Below are 1811 nucleotides of genomic sequence, written 5' to 3'. Positions count from 1 at the left end.
GTCCGGACCCTGATGGACGGCCATCGGCCCGACGTCTGGTGTTCCGATCGCTATGCCGCGCAACAAGGTCACGCAAATGCGCATCAGACCTGCCTGGCGCATCTTGCCCGCGACGTCGCCTATGCGGACGAGGCAAGTGAAGACATGCTGCCCTCACGGCTCAAGCGTTGGCTGCAAAGGGCCTTCGCCCTAGCCGACGGTATCGAAACCTTCGCCGCCTCGACCATCGCCGGCAAGCGTCGCGCCCTGGAGCGAAGTCTGGACGATATCTTCGCCACCACAACGTCGTGCGATCTGGCCCGCGATATCCAAAACAAGTTCAGGCGAGCTCGCGATCAACTTTTGACCTTTGTCCAATGGCCAGGAATGGTCGACGCGACGAACAACGCCTGCGAACGGGCGCTGAGACCCGCCGTCGTTCAACGGAAGATCACCAACGGCTATCGCGCCATGTGGGCCGCCCAGGGCGAAGCCGACATTCGAACCGTCGTCGACACGGCTCGTCTCGCGCCAGGCACGAACCCCTTCAAAATCATCCTTCAAACCGTCAGCGCCTGAAATCCGCTATGACTGAGCCCGCGACCTTGATCTTCCGAGCCTCTCTTCGGGCACGGCTTTGTCGGGACATCGAGGTGTCGAGTTCGAGCACGCTGGCGGATCTGGCCGAAGCCATCGTAGCGGCATTTGGCTTCGACTTGAACCACGCCTACTATTCAAAGCTGACGGGAAAGCTGTTCGACTCGCCCCTGCGGTTCGAACTCTTCGCCGACATAGAGGGGGGCGGCTCTCGCAGCGTGAAGGGCACGCGCGTCACCACAGCCTTCCAGAAGGTGGGCTCGGCAATGACCTTCTTGTACGACTACGGTGACGAGTGGCGCTTCCGCGTTGAAGTTATTGGAACAGGGCAGGCGCAGCCCGATGCCAATTACCCGAGGATCGTCAGCAAGATCGGCAAGGCTCCCCCGCAGTACCCGGACATCGATGACGAGTGACGACGCACCGTGCCGCATCGAGGGGGCGAGGGAGTGGGTAATTACCGCCCATCTACTCGCCCATGGCCTGGAGCCCAAGGATGGCCCTCTGGACCCGTTCCGCATCGCCAGTGAAGGCGCGTTGTGGGGCGGTCTGACCGAGGCAAAGGCCCTCGACGGCACCGTCATCCTCAGTGATGGGGCGGGCCAGTTCGCAATCGGCGAGCACGCGCGGTGCTGGGTCCATATGGAGCGGCAGATCCATGCCCTCGATAGCTTCACCGAACCGCAGCGCCGCGCCAAGGCCCTGATCCAGAGCCGGATCTGGTGGCTCTACAACGACATCAAGGCGTGGTGTCTGGATCCCACGCCCCGAAGAGCCAGGGAACTGGCCCGGCGGTTCGACCGGATCGTCGGCATGAAGACCAGGGCCAGGTTCGTGACCCTCGACCGTCTACTCGCGCGCATCCGGACCGACCGCCAAAGCTTCCTGAAGATCCTCCAACGCCCGGACATTCCGCTCCACACCAACGGCTCGGAGAACGATATCCGCAGCGTGGTGACCCGGCGCAAGATCAGCGGCGGAACCCACAGCGACCAGGGCCGTGCCGCCCGCGACACCATGCTCAGCATGATGAAGACCTGCAACAAGCTCGGTGTCAGCTTCTGGGATTATCTCGGCGACCGCCTCGGCATCCCTGGCAGCAAGATCCTACCGCTTCCCGTTCTCCTCGCCGCTCGCTGAACCCCAACAGCAGATCGACGATCGACGCGCCCAAACGCCGCCGCTTTTGCCCCGGTTACTTCATTCCGAGTTAAGCCGACGGTACCCCTCAAGAT

At 62.7% G+C, this 1811-nt stretch carries 3 protein-coding genes; all 3 read left to right on the top strand.

Annotation, left to right across the window (positions count from 1 at the left end):
- Positions 1-558: transposase (locus EOB59_RS34635; RefSeq protein WP_164895853.1), on the top strand; the 558-nt coding region annotated here is incomplete at its 5' end.
- 8 nt (positions 559-566) lie between these two features.
- Positions 567-992: a hypothetical protein gene (locus EOB59_RS34630; RefSeq protein WP_128177946.1), complete on the top strand. Its 426-nt coding sequence runs from the start codon at positions 567-569 to the stop codon at positions 990-992.
- Positions 982-1716, top strand: a complete 735-nt coding sequence (locus EOB59_RS34625) for a transposase (protein ID WP_206622106.1) — start codon at positions 982-984, stop codon at positions 1714-1716. The genes EOB59_RS34630 and EOB59_RS34625 overlap by 11 nt, the downstream gene beginning before the upstream one ends.
- The last annotated feature ends 95 nt before the right edge of the window (positions 1717-1811 follow it).

Origin of the sequence: Mesorhizobium sp. M7A.F.Ca.MR.176.00.0.0 (assembly GCF_004023165.1) — a bacterium.
In the GTDB taxonomy this organism is placed as follows: Bacteria; Pseudomonadota; Alphaproteobacteria; order Rhizobiales; family Rhizobiaceae; genus Mesorhizobium.
Note: the sequence above shows the minus strand (reverse complement) of the source record. Positions and strands in the feature narration are given on the sequence as shown.